Raw genomic sequence first — 22,891 nt, 5'->3', positions numbered from 1 at the left:
TGCCGAAACATATCCTTCCACTCCGGGCATGGCATCATCGCCATACCTCAGTTAACATAATGCGCTTTGGCGGCATAGCGCCGTCTCTCTTTTACCCATGGAGGCCGTTTTGTCGCCATTATGCCCCTGTGGCAGCGCTCTGGAGTATAGCTCATGTTGTCAGCGTTATCTGGCTGGCGCGCAGCTGGCGCCCGATCCGTCACAGCTGATGCGCTCCCGCTATAGCGCGTTTGTAATGAAAGACGCCGACTATCTGATTAAAACCTGGCATCCCTCCTGCCAGGCGCAGCAGTTTCGCGCTGACCTTGAAAACGGTTTTACCCGCACGCAGTGGCATGGTCTCACCGTCTTTGCCGCCGATAAAGGCAAGAGCCCCGATGAGGGCTTCGTCAGCTTTATCGCTCGTTACGCTGACGATAACCGCTCCGGGGCCATTATTGAACGATCCCGATTCTTAAAAGAAAACGGACAGTGGTATTATATTGACGGCACGCGACCGCTAATCGGTCGTAACGATCCCTGCCCTTGCGGTTCAGGTAAAAAATTTAAAAAATGCTGCGGCCAGTAAGCCAGCAGCAGGAATAGCAAACACTACAGGATTTTCCCCGCGATGCATTCACTACAACGTAAAGTACTACGCACCATTTGCCCTGATCAGAAAGGCCTCATCGCGCGTATCACGAATATCTGCTACAAGCACGAACTTAACATCGTGCAGAACAATGAGTTCGTTGACCACCGGACCGGCCGCTTCTTTATGCGTACCGAGCTCGAGGGTATTTTCAATGACTCCATTCTCCTGGCTGACCTCGACAGCGCGCTGCCGGAAGGTTCAATTCGTGAGCTCAACCCGGCAGGACGCCGTCGGGTCGTCATTCTGGTCACCAAAGAAGCGCACTGCCTCGGCGATCTGCTGATGAAAGCCAACTATGGCGGGCTGGACGTAGAAATCGCCGCCGTCATCGGCAATCACGAAACTCTGCGCTCGCTGGTAGAACGCTTTGATATTCCCTTCCAACTGGTGAGCCATGAGGGGTTAACCCGCGAAGAGCATGATAAAAAGATGGGCGACGCTATCGCCGCGCTTGAACCAGATTATGTCGTGCTGGCGAAATACATGCGGGTATTGACCCCCGAGTTTGTCTCTCGCTTCCCGAATAAAATTATTAATATCCACCACTCATTCTTGCCTGCTTTTATCGGCGCGCGTCCGTATCACCAGGCCTATGACCGCGGGGTGAAGATCATCGGCGCCACCGCACACTACGTGAACGATAATCTGGATGAAGGTCCAATCATTATGCAGGATGTCATTCACGTCGATCATACCTACACTGCGGAAGATATGATGCGCGCTGGACGCGACGTCGAGAAAAACGTTCTGAGCCGCGCGCTGTATCAGGTTCTTGCTCAGCGGGTATTCGTTTACGGTAACCGGACGATTATTCTTTAATCGATAATGAAATTAGCTGGTTAGCTTTGCGTCTTTACGCATAAAAATCAGGCAATCAGTTTATTTTTATCAAAGGAATACTTTACAGTGGCGCGTCATTTGATATGATGCGCCCCGCTTACCGATAAGGAAGCAGGCCAGTATTAAGCATTACCCCGTGGTGGGGTTCCCGAGCGGCCAAAGGGAGCAGACTGTAAATCTGCCGTCATCGACTTCGAAGGTTCGAATCCTTCCCCCACCACCATCTCGCAGCTTGACCTCAAAATTTAAATTACCCCTGGTGGGGTTCCCGAGCGGCCAAAGGGAGCAGACTGTAAATCTGCCGTCATCGACTTCGAAGGTTCGAATCCTTCCCCCACCACCATCACTTGCATATCGTTTTAAATTCACACTTCGCTCAGCGCCCCGTATTCATCCCATGTGGGAAGGATGAGAAGCTTCGACTAAGGTTCGATTCGAGCGAAGCGAGAAAGCGTTGCCGCAGGCAACGACCCGAAGGGCGAGGCGCAGCGCGACGAGTAATCCTTCCCCCACCACCATCATTTCTTCTGTAGCTTAATTATCCCTGAAAAATACATTGCCACCCGTTATGTCGTTGCCTTGTCGTAGGCCGGGTAAGACTCTGCCGTCACCCGGCGACGCACGGCTACATCGGCGGCAGCCGGCGCTTGACCGGCGAACTCTTCACGATAGAGGTATTGCACTGGGCATGCTCCGCCAGGCCATCGAGCAGCGTATCCAACTGCTCTATCGACCGCACCACCAGCCTGATGACAAAGCAATCCTCGCCGGTCACTTTGTCGCTTTCAATGCACTCCGGCATCGCCTGAATGTACTTATCCACTTTATGTAACAACCCAGGCAATGGGCGAACCCGCACCAGCGCCTGCAGCGTATAGCCTAACGCCGCAAGATTCACCCGCGCACCGTAACCCTGAATCACCCCGCGCTCCTCAAGCCTTTTCAGACGCTCCGCCGTGCTGGGCGAGGTCAGGCCAATATGACCGCTCAGCACCTTCAGCGAGACGCGCGCATCCTCCACCAGACAGGCTAAAATTTGTCGGTCAATATCATCAATAAGGTTATCCATCATTTTCACCTAATTTTAAAAAGCCATTTACGTTTTCAACCTTATATCACCCCTGTAAAAGCCGACAGCAATTTTCAACAATAGCGTCATTAATCAGGAGGTGGATGATGCGTGATTTACATAAAGGCGTCTGGCAAATGAGCCTGGCGATGTTAATTTCCGGATCGATTGGCGCGTTTGTTTTACTTTCCGGCCTGCCGGTGACCGAAGTCGTATTCTGGCGCTGTCTTATCGGGGCTATTGCACTGTTTATTTTTATTCGGATGAGTCGAAAACCGTTTAGCCCACTCACCCGCATTACGCTGCTGCTGGCTATTCTCGGCGGCGTGGCCTTAGTGGTGAACTGGCTCCTGCTCTTCGCCGCCTATGAACGGATCTCTATTGGTCTTTCTACCGTGGTGTATAACACCCAGCCGTTTATGCTGGTATTGATGGGGATGCTTTTCGGTGAGCGCGTCAGCCTGGTGAAATGGGGGTGGCTGTTCCTCGCCTTTGGCGGCGTGGTCATTTTGCTCTCCACGGAGTTAACCGGCGCTCGTGGCGCCGACTGGCTCGCCGGTATCGGCCTCGCGCTGGGCGCGGCCTTCTTCTACGCGCTCACGGCAATAATTACCCGCAAGCTCAAATCCCTCGCGCCGCAGCATATCGCCTTTATTCAGGTGCTCACCGGCGTGGTAATGCTTTTACCGCTGGCGCATATGCCGTCGCTCACGCCTCCTTTCCCATGGGTGATGCTATTAACGCTGGGGATCGTGCATACCGGCGTAATGTATCAACTGCTGTACAGCGCGATACAGAAGCTTCCCACCCCTATTATCGGCTCGCTGTCATTTATCTATCCCGTCGTGGCGATCGTTGTCGATAACCGGGTATTTGGCCATTCGCTAAACCTGATCCAGTTGTTCGGCGGCGCGCTGATCCTGTTGGCTGCGGCAGGCAACAATCTTGGCTGGGGCGAAAAAAAACCCCGCCAAGGCGGGGTTGGTATCAAAACAGCGAATTAGCGACGGGCGCGAACAATCTGGTATTTGCGCGTCAGGTACTCGACCGGCGCGCTCCAGATATGCACCAGACGGGAGAACGGGAACAGCACAAACAGCGTCATCCCCAAGACCAGGTGCACGCGGAAAATAAACGCCACGCCGTCCAGATGCTGTGAAGCGCCGCCGTGGAAGGTCACCACCGACTGCGCCCAGCCCACCAGCTTCATCATTTCGCTACCGTCCATATGCTGAGCGGAGAATGGAATAGTCAGCAGGCCCAGCGCGCACTGCACCATCAGCAGGGAGAGGATCAGAATATCCGCGCCGGTGGTGGTGGCGCGAACGCGCGGGCTCAGCAGACGACGCTTGAGCAGCAGCAGGCCGCCCACCAGCGTCATCACGCCGCAGGCGCCGCCCGCAATCATCGCCATCTTCTGCTTCACGTCGATCGGCAGGAAGGATTCGTACATCCAGTGCGGCGTCAGCATACCGAGAAAGTGGCCGGCAAAGATCCCGAGAATCCCGATATGAAACAGGTTCGAAGCCAGATTCATCCCTTTACGGTCCAGCATCTGGCTGGAGGCCGCGCGCCAGGTGTACTGCCCATAGTCGTAGCGCAGCCAGCTGCCGACGAGGAACACCGTCCCGGCGATGTACGGATAAATGTCAAAGAAGAACATATTCAGGAAGTGCATTATTGCTGTCCTCCGTTAGAGATATTCAAATATTGCGGGGCAACGGCTCCGGCAAAACGACGCTGGTGAGCGGCGATCTCCGAATCATCGCAGCCCCGATCGGCAAAGAATTTCACCTGTTCTTCTTCCCAGACGGCGTCCAGCGCCTGCGGCGTATCGTCGCGGGCTTCATCGGCGATTTTTTCCGCCACTTTCCGGCTATCGACCTGCGCGTTCGCCAGCTTGAGCAGCAGCTCAAACAGCGCCGCGTAGCCGCTTTCGCGTTGTTGTAAGCGAGCGCTAAGCAGGCCGAGTATCGGCGCGATATCCTGCAATCCACCGCGCGCTTCCGCTTCCGGCAGCTGCGCCAGATACTCCAGATACAGCGGGAGATGATCCGGCAGTTCGCGGCTGTCCAGCTGCAGACCGTGGCGCTCGTACTGCGCCATCAGGTCTACCATCGCCTGGCCGCGATCGCGGGATTCGCCGTGCACGTGCTCAAACAGCAGCAGCGAGGTCGCACGGCCGCGATCGAACAGTTCGCTGTAGCGAGACTGCGCGTCCAGCACGTCCTGGGCGGTCAGGTCGCGCAGGAAAACGCTCAGCTTATGGGCATCCTCCGGCGCCAGTTTTTCCGAAGCGGCGATAGCGTCAAACAGCTCCTGCTGATGCTGCCATAAGGCAGCGTCAGGGTACTCGAGAAGACGCGACACAATGACGAGTTCAATCATGGGTGCGGCTCCGTTTTGCTGGTGACGTCGATAGCATCGATACGGCGGCTGTTGAACAGATTGAACTGGCTGTCAGAACCGTGGCAGCCGTCGCCGAAGGTAAAACCGCAACCGCTTTTCTCCGGGAAGGCGTCGCGGGCCTGCTCGCGGTGGCTGCTCGGCACCACGAAACGGTCTTCGTAGTTGGCGATCGCCAGATAGCGATACATCTCCTGCGCCTGGGCTTCAGTCAGTCCAACCTCTTCCAGCGCCCGGGTATCCACGACGCCGTCCACCGTTTCCGCGCGCTTGAAGTGACGCATCGCCAGCATGCGCTTCAGCGCCAGCAGCACCGGCTGGGTATCGCCCGCGGTCAGCAGGTTGGCCAGATACTGCACCGGAATACGCAGACTTTCTACGTCTGGCAGAATGCCGTTGCTGCCCAGTTCACCCGCATCGGCGGCTGACTGAATCGGCGACAGAGGCGGCACGTACCAGACCATCGGCAGCGTGCGATATTCCGGATGCAGCGGCAGCGCCAGCTTCCAGTCCATCGCCATTTTGTAGACCGGCGACTGCTGGGCGGCCTCGATAACGCCCTGCGGCACGCCGTCTTTCAGCGCCTGCTCAATCACTTTCGGGTCGTTCGGGTTGAGAAACACGTCCAGCTGACGCTGATACAGGTCTTTCTCATTCTCCGCGCTGGCGGCATTTTCAATGGCGTCCGCGTCATACAGCAGCACGCCGAGGTAGCGAATACGCCCCACGCAGGTTTCCGAGCAGACGGTCGGCATCCCGGATTCGATACGCGGGTAGCAGAAGATGCACTTCTCGGATTTGCCGCTCTTCCAGTTGAAGTAGATTTTCTTGTACGGACAGCCGGTGATGCACATACGCCAGCCGCGGCACTTGTCCTGGTCGATCAGCACGATGCCGTCTTCTTCACGTTTATAGATGGCGCCGCTCGGGCAGGTCGCGACGCACGCCGGGTTCAGGCAGTGCTCGCACAGGCGCGGCAGATACATCATAAAGGTGTTTTCGAACTGACCGTACATCGCCTTCTGCATGTTCTCGAAGTTCTGGTCTTTGGCGCGTTTCTCGAACTCGCCGCCCAGAATCTCTTCCCAGTTCGGGCCGCTGGTGATTTTATCCATCCGCTGGCCGGTGATCAGCGAGCGCGGACGGGCGATCGGCTGATGTTTGCCCTCCGGCGCGTTGTGCAGGTTCTGGTAGTCGTAGTCAAACGGCTCGTAGTAATCGTCGATGCCCGGCAGATGCGGGTTCGCAAAGATTTTACCTAGCAGCATCGCGCGGTTGCCCATGCGCGGCTGCAGCTTGCCGTTGATCTTACGGATCCAGCCGCCCTTCCACTTTTCCTGATTCTCCCAGTCGTTCGGGAAACCGACGCCCGGTTTACTTTCAACGTTGTTAAACCACGCGTACTCCATCCCCTCGCGGCTGGTCCAGACGTTTTTACAGGTGACCGAGCAGGTATGACAGCCGATGCACTTATCGAGATTCAGCACCATGCCGACTTGTGAACGAATTTTCATTTTACGCTCTCCTGTACCTGGTCGTTACCTTCGCCATCTAACCAGTTAATATTCTTCATCTTACGTACCACCACGAACTCATCGCGGTTAGACCCTACCGTGCCGTAGTAGTTAAAGCCGTAGGCCAACTGGGCATAGCCGCCGATCATATGGGTCGGCTTCGGCGTAATACGGGTCACGGAGTTATGAATCCCGCCGCGCTGCTCGGTTACCTCTGAACCCGGCAGGTTTACGATACGTTCCTGGGCGTGATACATCATGGTCATCCCGGCCGGCACGCGCTGGCTGACCACCGCGCGGGCGGTCAGCGCGCCGTTGCTGTTGAACACTTCAATCCAGTCGTTATCCTCAATCCCCAGATCTTTGGCATCCGCCTCGCTCATCCACACAATCGGGCCACCGCGGGACAGCGTCAGCATCAGCAGGTTGTCGCTGTAGGTGGAGTGGATCCCCCACTTCTGGTGCGGCGTCAGGAAGTTCAGCGCTTTTTCCGGGTTGCCGTTGGATTTCTTACCCATCACCGCTTTCACCGAACGGGTGTCGATTGGCGGACGATAGACCAGCAGGCTTTCGCCGAAGTCGCGCATCCACTGGTGATCCTGATACAGCTGCTGGCGGCCGGAAAGCGTGCGCCACGGGATCAGCTCATGAACGTTGGTGTAGCCGGCGTTATAGGAAACGTGCTCGTCTTCAAGCCCTGACCAGGTCGGGCTGGAGATAATTTTGCGCGGCTGGGCCTGAATATCGCGGAAGCGAATTTTCTCTTCCTCTTTATTCTTCGCCAGATGCGTATGGTCGCGACCGGTAAACTCGCTGAGCGCCGCCCAGGCTTTCACCGCCACGTGACCGTTGGTTTCCGGCGCCAGGGTCAGCACCATCTCCGCCGCGTCAATTGCGGTATTAAGCATCGGCTGACCTTTGGCCGGACCGTCCGCTTTGGTGTAGTTGAGCTTACGCAGCAGATCCATCTCGCTCTGGGTATTCCAGGCGATGCCTTTACCGCCGTTGCCGATTTTCTCCATCAGCGGGCCGATAGAGGTGAAGCGTTCGTAAGTCGCCGGATAATCGCGTTCAACGGTCATGATATGCGGCGCGGTGACGCCTGGAATCAGGTCGCATTCACCTTTTTTCCAGTCCTTAACGTCCAGCGGCTGCGCCAGTTCGGCGGCGGAGTCGTGCTGGATGGGCAGCGTCACTACGTCGGTCTCTTTGCCCAGGTGTCCTACGCAAACTTCAGAGAATTTCTTCGCGATGTCCTTGTAGATATCCCAGTCGCTCTTCGATTCCCAGGCCGGATCGACGGCGGCAGACAGCGGATGAATAAACGGATGCATATCCGAGGTATTCATGTCGTCTTTTTCATACCAGGTGGCGGTCGGCAGCACGATGTCAGAGTAGAGGCAGGTGCTCGACAAACGGAAGTCCAGCGTCACCACCAGATCCAGCTTGCCGTCGAGACCGTTGTCTTTCCACTCCACCTCTTCCGGCTTCACGCCGCCCTGCTTGCCAAGATCTTTGCCCTGAATACCGTTTTCCGTACCCAGCAGATACTTCAGCATGTACTCGTGGCCCTTACCGGAAGAGCCCAGCAGGTTGGAACGCCAGATGAACAGGTTGCGCGGATGGTTCTTACCGTTTTCCGGCTGCTCAGCGGCAAAGCGAATGGAGCCCTCTTTCAGGGATTTGACGGTGTAGTCGACCGGCGTCATGCCCGCTTTTTTCGCCTCTTGCGCAATGCGCAGCGGGTTGGTGCCCAGCTGCGGCGCCGACGGCAGCCAGCCCATACGTTCAGCGCGCACGTTGAAGTCAATCAGGTGGCCGCTGTAGCGGGATTTATCCGCTAACGGCGACAGCAGCTCCTGCGCGGTGACGGTTTCATAGCGCCACTGGCTGGAGTGGTTATAAAAGTACGACGTGCTGTTCATATGACGCGCCGGACGCTGCCAGTCGAGGGCAAACGCCAGCGGCTGCCAGCCGGTCTGCGGACGCAGTTTTTCCTGGCCCACGTAGTGCGCCCAGCCGCCGCCGCTCTGACCGACGCAGCCGCAGAAGATCAGCATATTGATAAGGCCGCGATAGTTCATATCGAGGTGGAACCAGTGGTTCAGACCGGCGCCGACGATGATCATCGAACGGCCGTGGGTCTTATCGGCGTTATCGGCGAACTCGCGCGCGGTACGGATAATATGCGCCCGGGAAACGCCGGTAATTTTCTCCGCCCATGCCGGGGTATACGCTTTCACGTCATCATAGCCGCTGGCGCAGTTTTCATCGCCCAGACCGCGATCCAGACCGTAGTTGGCCATGGTCAGATCGTACACGGTGGCGACCAGCACGCTAGAGCCGTCGGCTTTCTGCAGGCGTTTGACCGGCAGTTTGTGCAGCAGCACGTTTTCCAGTTCGACTTTATTAAAGTGTTCGGTACCTTCGCCGCCAAAATAGGGGAAGCCGACGTTGGCGATATCGTCATGGCTACCCAGCAGGCTCAGGCGCAGCTCGACATCTTCGCCGGTTTTACCGTCGCGCTGTTCAAGGTTCCATTTGCCTTTATCGCCCCAGCGGAAGCCGATAGAACCGTTCGGTACGGTGATTTCGCCCTTCTCATCAAAAGCGACGGTTTTCCATTCCGGATTCTTTTCCTGACCTAGCGCATCGACCAGATCCGCCGCGCGCAGCATACGGCCCGCCGCGTAATAGCCATCGCGCTCTTCGAGCATCACCAGCATCGGCATGTCGGTGTAGCGACGCACGTAATCGGTGAAATACTGGCTCGGTTTATCGAGATGGAACTCGCGCAGCATCACGTGGCCCATCGCCAGCGCCATCGCCGCATCCGTACCCTGCTTCGGCGCCAGCCACAGATCGCAAAGCTTGGCGATTTCGGCGTAGTCAGGGGTGATAGCAACGGTTTTGGTGCCCTTATAGCGCACTTCGGTAAAGAAGTGGGCATCCGGGGTACGGGTCTGCGGAACGTTGGAACCCCAGGCGATGATGTAGCTGGAGTTATACCAGTCGGCGGATTCCGGCACGTCGGTTTGCTCGCCCCAGGTCTGCGGAGAGGCAGGCGGCAGGTCGCAGTACCAGTCGTAGAAGCTCAGGCAGGTGCCGCCGATCAGCGACAGATAGCGCGCGCCGGAGGCATAGGAGACCATCGACATCGCCGGAATGGGCGAGAAGCCCGCCACGCGATCCGGGCCGTAGTTTTTGACGGTATAGACGTTCGAGGCGGCAATCAACTCGTTCACCTCTTGCCAGGATGAACGCACGAAACCGCCGCGACCACGCGCTTGCTTGAAGCTTTTCGCTTTATCAGCGTCTTCAATAATCGAGGCCCATGCGTCAACCGGATCGCTGTGCTGCGCCTTCGCTTCACGCCACATCTTCATCAGGCGTTTGCGCATCAGCGGATACTTCAGGCGGTTGGCGCTGTAGAGGTACCAGGAGTAGCTGGCGCCGCGCGGGCAGCCGCGCGGCTCGTGGTTTGGCATATCCGGACGGGTGCGCGGATAGTCAGTCTGCTGGGTTTCCCAGGTGACGAGACCATTTTTGACATAAATCTTCCAGCTGCACGAGCCGGTGCAGTTGACGCCGTGGGTGGAGCGCACAACTTTATCGTGCTGCCAACGTTGACGGTATCCATCCTCCCAGTCCCGGTTGGTTTTTAGAAGCTGGCCGTGCCCATCGGCAAAGGTTTCACCCTTCTGTTTGAAGTAGCGAAACCGGTCCAGGAATTTACTCATCGGGTTTCTCCTGTGTGGAGCCTGACGGCTCTCTGATAAATCGACATTGCTGGATTTGCAGCGAAGGTAACGCTATGAAAGAGGGCGAGAATTGATAACGATCAAGAGCATAGGGCTTATAAAAGCGAGGTAAAACGCGAATTACCACCAAAGTAGTATTTATTTCTATTTATTATTTTATTGATAAATAAAGATATTTAATGAAAAAGCCTGCAGAAACCCGGGGTTTGTTATTCCCCACGGTATTAAGGGGTAGGCGCGCCTGAAGTCATTTTTTTTGTGACTTCAGGCGGCTTTTAATATCCCCCAAAACCACTAGTATGTTGTAACTAAGTAATAACCAATAAAAAGGGCGCAAATATCGTTGCGCCCTTTGCAGAAATTCAAAAAGAAATATTATTTCTGCTTACGTCCGTAGACCGCCCAGGTAATCACCACGCAGGCGATATAGAACACCAGGAATACCTTCATGGCGCCGGCCGGCGAACCGGTCAGATCCAGCGAAATACCAAACGCCTTGGGAATAAAGAACCCGCCAATCGCGCCAATCGCCGAAATAAAGCCCAGCGCCGCCGCCGTATCGGTCGCCGCTTCACGCATGGCCTGCGCTTCGCTGCCGCCCTGGGCCTTAACGCGATCCATGGTCATTTTGCGGAAAATAACCGAGATCATCTGGAAGGTCGACGCGCTGCCCAGACCGGCGGTCAGGAACAGCACCATAAATACCGCGAAGAAGGCGATAAAGTTACCGCCCTCGCCGTGGGTCGGCAGCGTCAGGAACAGCAGGCCGCAGAAGATAGCCATCACCACGAAGTTCACCAGCGTCACGCGCGTCCCGCCGAGGCGGTCGGAGATCGCCCCGCCGGTTGAGCGCGCCAGGGCGCCGATAAACGGCCCGAAGAAGGCATAGTGCAGAATCTGCACATCCGGAAACTGGGTCTTCGACAGCATGGCGAAGCCCGCAGAGAAGCCTATAAACGATCCGAAGGTGGCAAGATAGAGCAGCGCCATAATCCACAGATGCGCGCGCTTCAGTACCGGTATCTGCTCGCTCAGCGAGGCCTTCGACGCCGACAGGTCGTTCATAAAGAACCACGCCGCCAGGGTGAAGATAATCAGGAACGGCACCCAGATCCACGCCGCGTTTTCCAGATACAGCATGGAGCCATCCGGCTGCTCGCTGCCGGTTCCGCCAAAGACGGCGAAAATAGACAGCGATACCACCAGAGGGGCAACCAGCTGCATTACGCTGACGCCCATATTCCCGAGGCCGCCGTTGATGCCCAGCGCGCCGCCCTGCTTCTGTTTCGGAAAGAAGAAGCTGATGTTAGCCATACTGGAAGCAAAGTTCGCCCCCGCAAAGCCGCACAGCAGAGAAATAATCACGAAAACGCTGAAGGGCGTAGCGGTATCCTGCACCGCGAAGCCTAACCAGACGCAGGGGACGATCATAATCCCGGTGCTGAACGCGGTCCAGCGACGGCCGCCGAACAGCGGCACCATAAACGCGTACGGCACGCGCAGCAGCGCGCCGGACAGCGCCGGAAGCGCGGTCAGCATAAACAACTGGTCGGTGGTAAACTGAAAGCCGACTTTATTCAGGTTGACGGCAACGGCGCTGAACAACATCCAGACGCAGAATGCCAGCAAAAGACATGGAACGGAGATCCACAGATTGCGGCTGGCGACGCGATGACCGCGCTGCTGCCAGAATTCAGGATCTTCGGGACGCCAGTCGCTAATGACTGAGCGGGTAGTCTTCTCCGGGATTGAAGAGTGACTCATAGACACCTCTGATAATTCGTATTAACCCTGGCTACCTTATGGGTTACAGGCGGCGGTAAGTTGATATAAATCAAAGGAAAAGTGGGCGCCGATTTGGCGAAAAAAAACGCATCACCCGAAGTGAGTAGCTATTTCTGCGGAAAAAAGTGTGGTTTTTCACGCCAGTGCTGGAATTCCCCGAACACCTGCCACCAGCCCACCCCGCCCTGACAATTAAGGGGTAATCCTTTAGGGGTATGGGTATACTCCGGGGGATGGCCGAGAATAAGCGCCACTCCCGGATAATTTACCGGTCAGGAGCCCCGTACCCCATGTTGAAACGTCTTTTTACGCCGCTGACGCTGGTGAATCAACTCGCGCTGATCGTTCTGCTGGCTACCCTCATCGGCGTCGCCGGAATGGCGATCTCTTCTCGCCTGGTGCACGGCGTCCAGGGCAGCGCGCACGCCATTAATAAAGCCGGTTCGCTGCGCATGCAGAGCTATCGCCTGCTGGCGGCAGTACCGCTGGGCGAAAACGATGAAAAGCTGCTGGATGAAATGACGGCAACCGTCTTTAGCCCGGAACTGCAGTACGCCGCGCGCCATGACGATCAGCAGCGGCAGCTCCAGGCGCTGCAGCACTACTGGCAGCTGGAGCTGGCGCCGGGCATGCGCAAAGCGCAAAATCAGGCCTCGGTGGCGACCGATGTCGCCGGGTTTGTCGACCGTATAGACCAGCTGGTTACCGCCTTCGATCACACCACCGAAGAGCGGATTAAACACGTTGTCTGGATCCAGCGCATCATGGCTGTGGGAATGGCGCTGCTGCTGGTGTTCACCATCGTCTGGCTGCGCGCGCGCCTGTTGCGCCCGTGGAAACAGCTGCTGGGTATGGCCCGCGCGGTGAGCCGACGCGATTTTACCCAGCGCGCGCAGATTAGCGGACGCAACGAGATGGCGACGCTCGGCATGGCGCTGAACAATATGTCTGAAGAGCTGGCGGAGAGCTATTCGGTGCTGGAACGCCGGGTGCAGGAAAAAACCGCGGGCCTGGAGCAGAAAAACGAGATCCTCGCCTTCCTGTGGCAGGCCAACCGCCGTCTGCACTCGAACGCGCCGCTCTGCGAACGCATTTCTCCGGTTCTGAACGGGTTGCAGGGGTTAACCCTGCTGCGCGATATTGAAGTTCGCGTTTACGACCTCGAAGATGAAGACAATCATCAGGAGTTTTCCTGCCACTCCGATATTCAGTGCGACGACAGAGGCTGCTACCTCTGCCCGCGCGACCTGCCGCCGCTGCCAGATACCGGCACCACCTTAAAATGGCGGCTGTCGGACGCCCATAATCAGTACGGTATTTTGCTGGCCACCCTGCCCACCGGTCGCCATCTGAGCCACGATCAGCAGCAGCTGGTGGATACGCTGGTTGAACAACTCACCGGCACCCTCGCCCTCGATCGGCATCAGGAGCGCCAGCAGCAGCTTATCGTCATGGAGGAGCGCGCCACCATCGCCCGCGAACTCCACGACTCCATCGCCCAGTCGCTCTCCTGTATGAAAATGCAGGTCAGCTGCTTGCAGATGCAGGGCGACGATCTGCCGGCAGCGAGCCGCCAGCTGCTGGGGCAAATTCGTAATGAACTCAATACCTCCTGGGCCCAGCTGCGCGAACTGCTGACGACCTTCCGGCTACAGCTCACCGAACCGGGGCTGCGCCCGGCGCTGGAGGCCAGCTGCCAGGAATACAGCGCCCGCTTCGGTTTTGCGGTGCGCCTGGATTACCAACTGCCGCCGCGTTTTGTGCCGTCGCACCAGGCCATTCATCTGCTGCAAATCGCCCGCGAGGCGCTCAGCAACGCGCTGAAGCACGCAAGCGCCACGGAGGTCAGCGTCAGCGTGACGCTGCGGGAGAATCAGGTCCGCCTGGTGGTCGCCGATAACGGCCGCGGCGTGCCGGACCACGCGGAACGCAGCAACCATTACGGCTTGATTATCATGCGCGATCGCGCGCAAAGCCTGCGCGGGGACTGCCAGGTCCGGCGGCGGGAAACCGGCGGAACCGAAGTGGTGGTTACTTTTATCCCTGAAAAATCGTTTTCAATTCAATAAGGAGAACTCCATGAGTCAACAGGAACGGGCAACCATCCTTCTCATCGACGACCATCCCATGCTGCGCACCGGCGTCAAACAGCTGATCAGCATGGCGCCGGACATCCAGGTGATCGGCGAAGCCAGCAACGGCGAGCAGGGTATTGCGATGGCGGAAGCCTTAGATCCGGATTTAATTCTGCTGGATCTCAATATGCCGGGCATGAACGGTCTGGAAACCCTCGACAGGCTGCGCGAGAAGTCGCTTTCCGGCCGCGTGGTGGTGTTTAGCGTCTCTAATCATGAAGAAGATGTGGTGACCGCCCTGAAACGCGGCGCCGACGGCTATCTGCTGAAGGATATGGAACCGGAAGATCTCCTGAAAGCGCTGCAGCAGGCGGCGGCGGGCGAAATGGTGCTCAGCGAAGCGTTAACCCCGGTGCTGGCGGCCAGCCTGCGCGCCAATCGCGCCACCTCGGACCGCGACATCAGCCAACTGACCCCGCGCGAGCGCGATATTCTCAAGCTGATTGCCCAGGGCCTGCCGAATAAAATGATTGCCCGCCGTCTGGATATCACCGAAAGCACCGTTAAAGTGCACGTTAAGCATATGCTCAAGAAAATGAAGCTAAAATCGCGCGTGGAAGCGGCGGTTTGGGTCCATCAGGAACGCGTATTCTAGGGCTGTTGCGGCCACGAAACGCCCTCGGCCGGTACGTGTACCAACGGCTCCGTCAGCGCCAGTGCGATCTCATTGGATGAGACGCGCTGACCCGTTTTATCCTCCACCACCAGCGAAAGATGCCAGCGGTTGCTCGCCCCGGCTTCGCTGCTCCAGCGCGGCATAATCACGGTCCAGCCGTCCGTACTGTTGGCCTCAATCGGCGAGGTCAGGCTTAGCGCCTGGGTATCCCCCTGCCAGCTCAGCGACTTAATGCCGTGCAGGCTACGAATCTGTAGTTTCAGCTGCACCGTCTCCCCCGGCTGAAGATCCCAGGGCGGCGTCGCCAGATAAACCGACAGCGTTTTGCGCTGGCGATATTCAACGACCGGCAGGTTATCCCGTTCCGGGCTGTCGTAGCGGCTGCCGCGAAGCGATCGGCTAACGGCGACTTCATCGGCCGCCAGTTGCTGCTTCAGCGGGACGCCGAAGCGATAGTTCAGCTTCAGCCCGACATCATTTTGGCTGACGCCGCTCTCGCCCTGCTTATGCTTAGCCGTCACCGTCACCAGCGGAACGGGAGTGTAATTCAGCCCCACCGACACCGCGACCGGGTTGTGGTAGCCGGTACCCGAATGGAACAGATCGACGCTATCGCCAAAATACTGCTCCACGCTGACGCTGGTATTAATGTGCTGATAAAACGGCAGCCGCGCCTGGGCGGTCACATCGTAGCCGCTCGCCATACGCTGCTGCTGGGTCAGGCTACTCCCCTGCTGCCAGCCGCCAAGAGGCTGGTAGTAGTTCGCCGACAGGCGCAGCGACTCGCCCCAGGCTTCGGCCCCGACGCTGCCGCGCGCCATGCGATCGTCCAGGGCTTTATCGTAGAAAGAGTTGTAGCCCAGCAGCCAGGAGCCCATCCGCCAGCGCTGGCCGAGACCAATATTGCCGACCAGACCCGTATCCCGCTGGGTGACCGAGTACTGATTCCAGGTAAGGTAGTCGCCGTTATCCTGCAACGGGACAAACCAGCTCCCCTTACTGCCGGTAAAATTGCCCTCTTTGTCGACCAGCAGATCGACGTTGGGGTTGCCCCACGGCGAAAGCCAGTTCTCCAGCTGGTGGCTGACCTCGTTCCCCAGCTTACCGATAGCAAATACTCGCGCCTGTTCGCTGGTTGTCAGCCCGTTATCGCTCATACTGGCTTCGCCAAATTTTTTCGCCATCTCGGCAAAGTGCTTTGCATCGTCATCCACCTGCGGCGCGAGGCCGAGGTCGGGTAAGGTCTCAGGCCCCTTAGAGAACGCCTGGTTATCCTGCAGCGCGCGGGCGGGCATGCCTGTCAGCAGCAGGAGAAGCGGTAAAAGCGGGGTTACGCGGAACGGCAGAGAGCTCAAATCGGTTACGTCTACTCACGAAGTGGTGGCGGCAAAACATGAGTTTATCGTTTTTTGCGCTCCCCCGCAGCCCTGCGGACGATTCCAGGAATATGCTGAATCTCAGGCCTGCGCCAGCTTCGCCGCCAGCAGCGCTTTCAGCTCCGGGATGCAGGAGCCGCAGTTGGTGCCGCATTTCAGTTTTCCCCCCAGCGCGCCGGGCGTACGGCAGCCGCCGACAATGGCTTCGCCTATCGCCCGTTCGCCCACGCTAAAGCAGCTGCAGATAATACGCCCGCGCGGCATCTCAACGCCGCCTTTTCTGCCGCTCAATAACGCGTGGCGCCGGGCGGCGTTCTGCGGCGGAACGCGAAACGCGGCGTGAATCCAGTCGGCATCGATAGCCGGCTCGCTGGCGTCGCTCCACCAGCCGAGCATCAGCTCTCCCGCCCGCCACGCCAGCAGGTTCCAGACCTTGCCGCCCTCGGCTACCTGCATCTGCCATCCCTGCCGCTGGCACCACTCCACCAGCCAGTCGCGGGAGCGGGTATCCCCCGCCAGCGAAAGATGGATAATGCCCTGCGCCGCCCGCCGCCGCCAGTGCAGCGAAGCGGGCAGCGGAACCGGCTGGCGCGAAAAAAGCTCGCCTTTCCACGCAGGAAGCCAGGTGGCTATCGCCACCGCCGTCTGTTTACTTTCCGGCTGCCCGGAGTGCGGGTCGGTGACCGCAGCCAGCAGGTTGTTCACCCGTCCCTGACGAGCAAACTGATTATTCCAGTGCATCGGCACAAACAGCGACCCGGGCCGTTGCCCGTCGCCGATCGTCACTTTTGCGACCATCACCCCATTCGGTGAGCGGACCCGCGCCAGTTCACCTTCCAGCAGGTGATAACGCTGCGCGTCCGCCGGCGCGACCTCCACCACCGGCTCGTTAATATGCTGCATCAGACGCGGCACCGCGCCGGTGCGGGTCATGGTGTGCCATTGATCGCGGATCCGCCCGCTGTTGAGTATCAGCGGATAGAACGCATCGGTGGTCGCCCGGGTAGGTTGCGGCGCGACCGGCACCATCCGCAGTTTACCGTCGCGATGCCAGCCCTTATGCACACTCCAGGCTGCTTCGCTGCGGCTCACCGGCCAGCGCACCGGTTCCAGCGCATCCCACGCTTCGCGGCTGAGATCCGCCAGTCCGCCGATATCAAACGCCCGCTGGCCATCGTTTTCATATCCTGAAAGCGCGGCGTGTTCGCTGAACACCTCGTGCGGATGCTGCCAGGCAAAGGCGGAGCCGAAGCCCAGCGCCTCGGCCACGCGGGCGACGATCCACCAGTCGGCCCTGGCCTCTCCCGGCGGCGGCATGAAAGCGCGCTGGCGGGAGATCCGCCGTTCGGAGTTGGTCACCGTGCCGCTCTTCTCTCCCCACGCCAGCGCGGGAAAACGGATATGGGCGAAGCGTCCGGTATCGGTATCAGCGACGACGTCGGAGACGATGACCAGCGGACACCGCGCCAGCGCTTCGCTTACCGCGTGGCTGTCCGGCAGCGACACCACCGGATTGGTGCCCATAATCCATACCGCTTTTACCTCGCCGCGGCCAATGGCGGCGAACAGCTCCACCGCCGTCAGCCCCGGCGTTTGCGCCAGACGTTCGCTGCCCCAGAATCGCGCCAGGCGCCGTAAATCGTCGGGGTCAAAGTTCATATGCGCCGCCAGCATGGTCGCCAGGCCGCCCACCTCGCGCCCGCCCATGGCGTTAGGTTGACCGGTCAGCGAAAACGGCCCGCAGCCCGGACGCCCGTATTTACCGCAGGCCAGGTGTACGTTGATGATAGCGTTGCATTTATCGCTGCCGCTGGCGGATTGGTTGATTCCCATGGTATAGAGCGTGATGGCGCGCGGGGCGGCGATAAATTCGCGGTAGAAATCGGCAATCTGCTGGCGCGGCAGGCCGCAGAACTGCGCCACTTTGTCGAGGTCCCAGTCCTGGGCGATGGTCAGCGCCCGCTGCGCATCGTTAAAATCGTCGCTGATGGCGCCGCTGGCGGCAATGGCGTTCAGCAGGCCGACAAACAGCCCGCCGTCGCTGCCGGGGGCCAGCGCCAGATGCCGGTCGGCGATATCGCAGGTGGCGGTCCGACGCGGATCAATGACCACTACCCGCATCTGCGGATTGTCGCGCTTCGCCTGCGCCAGCCGCTGATAAAGCACCGGATGCGCCCAGGCGGCGTTCGACCCGACCAGCACCACCAGATCGCTGTTTTCCACGTCCTCATAGCTGCACGGCACCACGTCCGCGCCCAGCGCCCGTTTGTAGCCGGTGACCGCTGAAGACATGCACAGCCGCGAATTGGTATCGATATTCGCCGCGCCGATAAACCCCTTCATCAGCTTATTCGCCGCATAATAGTCCTCGGTGAGCAGCTGGCCGGAGGCGTAAAACGCCACCGCCTGCGGCCCGTGCCGATCGATAATCTCCCGCAGGCGCGAACCTGCCAGCGCCAGCGCCTGCGGCCAGGTCGCGCGTTCGCCGTCGACTTCCGGGAATAACATTCGTCCCTCCAGGCCGACGGTTTCGCCCAGCGCCGCTCCTTTAACGCACAGGCGGCCAAAGTTTGCCGGGTGCTGCTCATCGCCGCGCACGCTCACCTGACCGTGAGGCGCCCTACTGGCGATAACCCCGCAGCCAACCCCGCAATAGGGGCACGTGGTTCTGGTTTCCGTCATCAGGAGGCCTCCGCGCGCGCCAGCAGCTGCTGGTTGCCAACCCACACCTTGCCGTTCTCCACTTTGACCGGCCAGGCGCGCACCGCCTGTTCGCCGCCGTCGCACTGGCGGCCATCGCGCAGGCGGATTCGCTGCTTATACAGAGGTGAAATCACGATCGGTTCGCCGCCCGCATCGCCAAGCAGACCGCGCGACAGAACGTTGGCCTCGCTGCCCGGTTCGAGGTTATCGAGGGCATACACCTGGTCGCCAAAGCGGAACAGTGCAATCTGCCGCTCGCCGAGCCGCGCGCCAATCCCCGCCTGCTGCGGAATGGCGTCGAGATCGCAAATGGCCTGCCACGGGCGCGACGGCAGCGCCGGTTCGCCCTGCGCCGCGAAGGGGGCCAGCTGCGGCTGGCCGCGCAGGGTTTGCCGCTGTACGGTTTCGTCCGGCTCATCGCTGTTCACGTAGGAGCGGAACAGCACCAGCCGCTGCGGATCGTTAAGGGTGGTTTGCCATTCGCACTGGTAGCTCTCGACCACCCGCGCCATCTCCTGCTCCAGCTCTTCGCCGATGCCGAGGCTGTCTTCGAGGATCACCTCGCGCAGATAGTCGACCCCGTCCTCAAGGTTATCCATCCAGGTACTGGTGCGCTGCAGGCGATCGGCGGTACGAATATAGAACATCAGCAGCCGGTCAATACTGCGGATAAGCGTGGCTTCATCAAGATCGCTGGCGAACAGGTCGGCATGGCGCGGCTTCATGCCGCCGTTGCCGCAAACGTACAGGTTCCACCCCTTCTCCGTGGCGATAACCCCAATATCTTTCCCCTGGGCTTCCGCGCATTCGCGGGTACAGCCGGAGACGGCCATTTTAATTTTGTGCGGCGCGCGCAGCCCCTTGTAGCGATGTTCGAGGGTGACCGCCAGGCCGGTGGAGTCCTGGACGCCGTAGCGGCACCAGGTCGAACCGACGCAGGATTTCACCGTCCGCAGGGATTTGCCGTAGGCGTGGCCGGTTTCGAATCCCGCCTCGGCCAGCTCGCGCCAGATTGCCGGGAGCTGTTCCAGGCGCGCGCCGAACAGGTCGATACGCTGGCCGCCGGTCACCTTACTGTACAGTTGATAGCGTTTGGCGATCTGGCCGATCGCAATCAGACCGTCCGGCGTCACCTCTCCCGCCGCCATGCGTGGCACCACCGAATAGGTGCCGTCTTTCTGAATATTGGCGAAGTAGCGATCGTTGGTGTCCTGAAGCGGCAGATGCGCCGGCTTCAGCAGATATTCATTCCAGCAGGAGGCCAGTACCGAGGCGACCAGAGGTTTACAGACCTCGCAGCCGTGGCCCTGTCCATAACGGGCAATCAGCTGTTCGAAGGTGCGGATATGGTTGACGCGAACCAGGTGATAGATCTCCTGGCGCGACCACGGAAAGTGCTCGCAGATATCCTTTTTAACTTCGACGCCCTGCTCGGCAAGCTGGTACTCCATCACCTGTTTCACCAGCGCGCTACAGCCGCCGCAGCCGGTCGCCGCTTTGGTGCGGCTTTTTATCGCCGCCATGTCGCCCGCGCCGGCGCTCACCGCCTGGCAGATATCGCCTTTGCTGACGTTGTGACAGGAGCAAATCTGCGCGCCGTCCGGCAGCGCCGCGACCCCGAGCGCCTTCGGCGCGCTGCCCTCCAGCGCCGGAAGGATCAGGCTTTCCGGGTGTTTGGGTAAAGCCATCCCGTTAAGCATCATCTGGAGCAGCGTAGCGTAGTCGCCGGCATCCCCGACCAGCACCCCGCCGAGCAGGTTTTTGCCATCCGCGCTGACCACGATTTTTTTGTAGACCTGCTGCGGCCCGTGCGTCCACTGATAGCTCTGACAGCCCGGGGTACGCCCCTGGGCGTCGCCGAACGAGGCGACATCAACGCCCAGCAGCTTCAGCTTAGTGCTCATATCCGCGCCGCTAAAGCTGCCCGCCTCGCCCGCCAGAGTGGCCGCCGCGGCGCGCGCCATCTGATAGCCTGGCGCCACCAGGCCATAAATTTTGTTCTCCCACAGGGCGCATTCGCCGATCGCCAGCACGTCCGGGTCGGAGGTACGGCACTGGTTGTCGATGCAGATCCCGCCGCGTTCACCTACGCTCAGTCCGCCGCTGCGCGCCAGCGCGTCCTGCGGGCGAATACCGGCGGAGAACACCAGCATATCCGTCGCCAGCGAGCTGCCGTCGGCGAAGTTCAGCTGCAGCCCCTGCTCATTGCGAACAATTTCCGTCGTCGCCTTGCTGGTGTGCACTCCGACGCCCAGCTCGCTGATTTTTTCCCGCAGCATCGCCGCGCCGCCGTTGTCCAGCTGCACCGCCATCAGGTTCGGCGCAAACTCGACAACGTGAGTTTCCAGCCCCAGTTGCTTCAACGCGTTGGCCGCTTCCAGCCCGAGCAGGCCGCCGCCGATCACCACGCCCCGTCGGGCGGTTGCGGCGCGGGCGGCAATCTGGTCGAGGTCGTCCAGCGTACGGTAAACAAAACAGCCCTCAAGATTATGGCCCGGCACCGGCGGAACAAACGGGTAAGAGCCCGTCGCCAGCACCAGCTTATCCCAGTGGGTTTCGTGACCGAAGGCATCGCGCACCACCCGCGCTTCGCGGTCGATGCTGGCGACCGATTCGCTCAGGCGCAGCTCAATACCGTGCTGAGTGAAAAAATCCCCTTCCACCAGCGACAGCGATTCCGCGCTGCGTCCGGCGAAATATTCCGTCAGATGCACCCGGTCATAGGCGGCATAGCGCTCCTCGCAGAACACCACAATCCGATACTGTTGATGAAGGTCACGGCTGACGCATTGCTCAAGAAAATGGTGGCCGACCATACCGTGTCCGACCAGCACTAATACAGGTTTTGTCATCGTAGTTTGTCCCACAGCGCGCGGCTGCATCGTTGAAGAGGGGTCGAAAAGCCACTCTGCCGGCGCGGGCGCTGACGCCCCCAGCAGAGCGGTGAGGGGCGCGGCGCTGCTGCAATCCCCGAGCAGCAGTACGCCGCGCAGCTTACCGTCGCGCAGCAGCAGGCGACGGTAGTGGCGGTCCAGCGGATCCCAACTGGTATAAACGTCATCCTGCTCATCGGCCCGCAGCTCGCCGGCGCTGAACAGTTCAATGTCGGTGACCTTCAGGCGGGTGCCGCTATCCTGCCAGCGGAAATCTTCGCCAGGGATAGCGCACAGGCGGTCCGCCAGCACCTCCGCCTGGCGCAGGCACGGCGCCACCAGCCCCCAGGTCTGACCGTCGATTTCACAGCATTCGCCGAGGGCGCTGACTCCCGGCTGCGCGGTTGCCAGCCGGCGGTCGACGAGAATTCCGCGACCGCACGCCAGCCCGCTGCGCTCGGCCAGCCGTTTGTTCGGCTGTACGCCGGTCGCCAGTACTACCCGCGAGGCGGCAAACGCGCGGCCGTCCTCCAGCAGCACCTGATGTTCATCAATGGCGGCGATACGGCTCTCCATCACGCAGCCGATCCCGCGCTCGGCGAGCAGCATTTGCAGCTGTTCGCCGACAAAGGCATCAGTCTGCTGCTCCATCAGCCAGCTTCCGCGGTGCAGTAAAGTGACACTGTCACCATGACGACGTAGCGCCGCGGCGGCCTCCACGCCGAGTACGCCGCCGCCGATGACCACCGCCGGGCCGTCGATGGCCAGAATGCCTTCGACGTCCGCCAGGGTGCGGAAAGCAAAAACGTGCGGCAGCGTGATGCCCGGCAGCGGCGGTAGAAACGGCAGCGACCCCGTGGCGAACACCAGTTCATCCCAGCCAAGTTCGCCTGCGGTGGTCTGCAGCGTACGGGCCGCCATATCCACCGCGGTAACCGTTTCACCGGCGCGTACCGTGACGTTATGTTGCGAATACCACTCTGCGGGCAGCAGTCGCGTCGCGCCTGCGGTTTTCTCCGCGCCAAGCACCGGCGAAAGCTGAATGCGGTTATAGGCCTGGCGCGGTTCATCGCCGATAATGGTGATGCTAAACCGCCGCGCATCCCGCTCCACCAGCGCCTGCGCCAGGCGCGTGGCCGCCATACCGTTGCCGATAATCACCAGTTGCCGCGTCATCGC

General features: G+C 59.7%; 14 protein-coding genes, 2 tRNA genes and 1 other RNA gene. 8 read left to right on the top strand and 9 right to left on the bottom strand.

Annotated elements, in window-relative coordinates; all coding sequences use genetic code 11:
- Positions 1-109: 109 nt before the first annotated feature.
- From ACE3MN_RS10725 to ACE3MN_RS10705, 5 genes are all read left to right on the top strand, one after another.
- On the top strand, positions 110-568 hold the full coding sequence (locus ACE3MN_RS10725) for a YchJ family protein (RefSeq protein WP_004132203.1): 459 nt from the start codon (positions 110-112) through the stop codon (positions 566-568).
- A gap of 42 nt (positions 569-610) precedes the next feature.
- Positions 611-1,453, top strand: a complete 843-nt coding sequence (purU, locus tag ACE3MN_RS10720) for a formyltetrahydrofolate deformylase (RefSeq protein ID WP_024357873.1) — start codon at positions 611-613, stop codon at positions 1,451-1,453.
- A 159-nt stretch (positions 1,454-1,612) separates the two neighbouring features.
- Positions 1,613-1,697: transfer RNA gene (locus tag ACE3MN_RS10715), tRNA-Tyr, on the top strand.
- A gap of 35 nt (positions 1,698-1,732) precedes the next feature.
- A tRNA-Tyr gene (locus ACE3MN_RS10710) sits at positions 1,733-1,817 on the top strand.
- 44 nt (positions 1,818-1,861) lie between these two features.
- Positions 1,862-1,992: non-coding RNA, RtT sRNA (locus ACE3MN_RS10705), on the top strand.
- Between the two features lie 107 nt (positions 1,993-2,099).
- Here the strand turns inward: ACE3MN_RS10705 and ACE3MN_RS10700 are convergent.
- Positions 2,100-2,543: an Lrp/AsnC family transcriptional regulator gene (locus tag ACE3MN_RS10700; protein ID WP_004133011.1), complete on the bottom strand. Its 444-nt coding sequence runs from the start codon at positions 2,541-2,543 to the stop codon at positions 2,100-2,102.
- Between the two features lie 107 nt (positions 2,544-2,650).
- Here ACE3MN_RS10700 and ACE3MN_RS10695 point away from each other — a divergent pair, with 107 nt between their 5' ends.
- Positions 2,651-3,547 carry a DMT family transporter gene (locus tag ACE3MN_RS10695; protein WP_024357872.1) on the top strand — a complete coding sequence of 299 codons (897 nt, stop codon included), beginning with the start codon at positions 2,651-2,653 and terminating at the stop codon, positions 3,545-3,547.
- On the opposite strand, the gene narI is transcribed toward ACE3MN_RS10695, so the two are convergent.
- The 5 genes from narI to ACE3MN_RS10670 form a co-directional block, all read right to left on the bottom strand.
- Entirely contained in the window at positions 3,544-4,221 is a 678-nt protein-coding gene (gene narI, locus ACE3MN_RS10690) for a respiratory nitrate reductase subunit gamma (RefSeq protein WP_004121739.1), read from the bottom strand. The genes ACE3MN_RS10695 and narI overlap by 4 nt on opposite strands.
- Complete coding sequence (gene narJ / locus ACE3MN_RS10685) at positions 4,221-4,931, bottom strand: nitrate reductase molybdenum cofactor assembly chaperone (RefSeq protein WP_004133005.1); 711 nt, start codon at positions 4,929-4,931, stop codon at positions 4,221-4,223. The genes narI and narJ overlap by 1 nt, the downstream gene beginning before the upstream one ends.
- Positions 4,928-6,463 carry a nitrate reductase subunit beta gene (gene narH / locus ACE3MN_RS10680; RefSeq protein WP_024357871.1) on the bottom strand — a complete coding sequence of 512 codons (1,536 nt, stop codon included), beginning with the start codon at positions 6,461-6,463 and terminating at the stop codon, positions 4,928-4,930. Before narH ends, narJ begins: the two co-directional genes overlap by 4 nt.
- On the bottom strand, positions 6,460-10,203 hold the full coding sequence (locus ACE3MN_RS10675; RefSeq protein ID WP_024357870.1) for a nitrate reductase subunit alpha: 3,744 nt from the start codon (positions 10,201-10,203) through the stop codon (positions 6,460-6,462). Before ACE3MN_RS10675 ends, narH begins: the two co-directional genes overlap by 4 nt.
- A 396-nt stretch (positions 10,204-10,599) precedes the next feature.
- Positions 10,600-11,988: a NarK family nitrate/nitrite MFS transporter gene (locus tag ACE3MN_RS10670; protein WP_024357869.1), complete on the bottom strand. Its 1,389-nt coding sequence runs from the start codon at positions 11,986-11,988 to the stop codon at positions 10,600-10,602.
- 311 nt (positions 11,989-12,299) lie between these two features.
- Here ACE3MN_RS10670 and narX point away from each other — a divergent pair, with 311 nt between their 5' ends.
- Both narX and narL read left to right on the top strand, forming a co-directional pair.
- The gene (gene narX, locus ACE3MN_RS10665) at positions 12,300-14,078 is read left to right on the top strand and encodes a nitrate/nitrite two-component system sensor histidine kinase NarX (protein ID WP_024357868.1); all 1,779 of its coding nucleotides are present in this window, start codon (positions 12,300-12,302) and stop codon (positions 14,076-14,078) included.
- A 10-nt stretch (positions 14,079-14,088) separates the two neighbouring features.
- On the top strand, positions 14,089-14,739 hold the full coding sequence (gene narL / locus ACE3MN_RS10660; RefSeq protein WP_004132998.1) for a two-component system response regulator NarL: 651 nt from the start codon (positions 14,089-14,091) through the stop codon (positions 14,737-14,739).
- Here narL and ACE3MN_RS10655 read toward each other — a convergent pair.
- The 3 genes from ACE3MN_RS10655 to nirB form a co-directional block, all read right to left on the bottom strand.
- Positions 14,736-16,055 (bottom strand): YchO/YchP family invasin, encoded by a 1,320-nt coding sequence (locus tag ACE3MN_RS10655; protein WP_181247226.1) that lies wholly within the window; start codon positions 16,053-16,055, stop codon positions 14,736-14,738. The two genes, narL and ACE3MN_RS10655, sit on opposite strands and share 4 nt — an antisense overlap.
- A gap of 162 nt (positions 16,056-16,217) precedes the next feature.
- Positions 16,218-18,818 (bottom strand): molybdopterin-dependent oxidoreductase, encoded by a 2,601-nt coding sequence (locus tag ACE3MN_RS10650; RefSeq protein WP_375364359.1) that lies wholly within the window; start codon positions 18,816-18,818, stop codon positions 16,218-16,220.
- Positions 18,818-22,888, bottom strand: coding sequence for a nitrite reductase large subunit NirB (gene nirB / locus ACE3MN_RS10645; protein WP_375364358.1), 4,071 nt, complete (start codon positions 22,886-22,888; stop codon positions 18,818-18,820). Before nirB ends, ACE3MN_RS10650 begins: the two co-directional genes overlap by 1 nt.
- Positions 22,889-22,891 lie beyond the last annotated feature (3 nt).

Origin of the sequence: Klebsiella grimontii, assembly GCF_042137965.1 — a bacterium.
Lineage (GTDB): Bacteria > Pseudomonadota > Gammaproteobacteria > Enterobacterales > Enterobacteriaceae > Klebsiella > Klebsiella grimontii.
This window is presented reverse-complemented; position numbering and strand designations above follow the sequence as displayed.

Coding starts and splice junctions, on each gene's coding strand:
- purU (WP_024357873.1), top strand. CDS start 611: ATGCATTCACTACAACGTAAAGTACTACGCACCATTTGCCCTGATCAG.
- ACE3MN_RS10700 (WP_004133011.1), bottom strand. CDS start 2,543: ATGGATAACCTTATTGATGATATTGACCGACAAATTTTAGCCTGTCTG.
- ACE3MN_RS10695 (WP_024357872.1), top strand. CDS start 2,651: ATGCGTGATTTACATAAAGGCGTCTGGCAAATGAGCCTGGCGATGTTA.
- narI (WP_004121739.1), bottom strand. CDS start 4,221: ATGCACTTCCTGAATATGTTCTTCTTTGACATTTATCCGTACATCGCC.
- narJ (WP_004133005.1), bottom strand. CDS start 4,931: ATGATTGAACTCGTCATTGTGTCGCGTCTTCTCGAGTACCCTGACGCT.
- narH (WP_024357871.1), bottom strand. CDS start 6,463: ATGAAAATTCGTTCACAAGTCGGCATGGTGCTGAATCTCGATAAGTGC.
- ACE3MN_RS10675 (WP_024357870.1), bottom strand. CDS start 10,203: ATGAGTAAATTCCTGGACCGGTTTCGCTACTTCAAACAGAAGGGTGAA.
- ACE3MN_RS10670 (WP_024357869.1), bottom strand. CDS start 11,988: ATGAGTCACTCTTCAATCCCGGAGAAGACTACCCGCTCAGTCATTAGC.
- narX (WP_024357868.1), top strand. CDS start 12,300: ATGTTGAAACGTCTTTTTACGCCGCTGACGCTGGTGAATCAACTCGCG.
- narL (WP_004132998.1), top strand. CDS start 14,089: ATGAGTCAACAGGAACGGGCAACCATCCTTCTCATCGACGACCATCCC.
- ACE3MN_RS10655 (WP_181247226.1), bottom strand. CDS start 16,055: ATGCCCGCCCGCGCGCTGCAGGATAACCAGGCGTTCTCTAAGGGGCCT.
- ACE3MN_RS10650 (WP_375364359.1), bottom strand. CDS start 18,818: ATGACGGAAACCAGAACCACGTGCCCCTATTGCGGGGTTGGCTGCGGG.
- nirB (WP_375364358.1), bottom strand. CDS start 22,888: ATGACGCGGCAACTGGTGATTATCGGCAACGGTATGGCGGCCACGCGC.